This window comes from Streptomyces malaysiensis subsp. samsunensis (assembly GCF_024519315.1).
GTDB lineage: Bacteria > Actinomycetota > Actinomycetes > Streptomycetales > Streptomycetaceae > Streptomyces > Streptomyces malaysiensis.
In genome coordinates, this window is record NZ_JANIIC010000264.1 from 1 (window position 1) to 459 (window position 459).

Here is a 459-nt window from a genome sequence, read left to right on the forward strand (position 1 = left end):
GCGGATGCGTTGGATGAGGTGTGTGCGGAGCTGGACGCGCATCTGGATCGGCCGTTGCGGGATGTGCTGTTCGGGGATGATGCGGCGGTTCTGGATCGGACGGGTTTCACTCAGCCCGCGTTGTTCGCGGTCGAGGTGGCGTTGTTCCGGTTGGTGGAGGCGTGGGGTGTCAAGGCCGATTTTCTGTCCGGGCATTCGATTGGTGAGTTGGTGGCCGCGCATGTGGCGGGTGTGTTGTCGCTGGCGGATGCTGCGGTGTTGGTGGCGGCGCGTGGTCGGTTGATGCAGGAGTTGCCGTCGGGTGGTGCGATGGTGGCGGTGCAGGCGTCGGAGGACGAGGTGGTGCCGCTGCTGACCGAGCGGGTGAGCATTGCCGCGCTGAACGGGCCGACGTCGGTGGTGATCGCGGGTGATGAGGACGTGGCGCTGGAGATCGCGGCGTTCTTCGAGGCGCAGGGT

At 66.2% G+C, this 459-nt stretch carries 1 protein-coding gene; it reads left to right on the forward strand.

Annotated elements, in window-relative coordinates:
- Positions 1–459 (forward strand): acyltransferase domain-containing protein (locus NQU54_RS48810; RefSeq protein WP_257636689.1); only part of this gene is annotated, 459 nt, incomplete at both ends.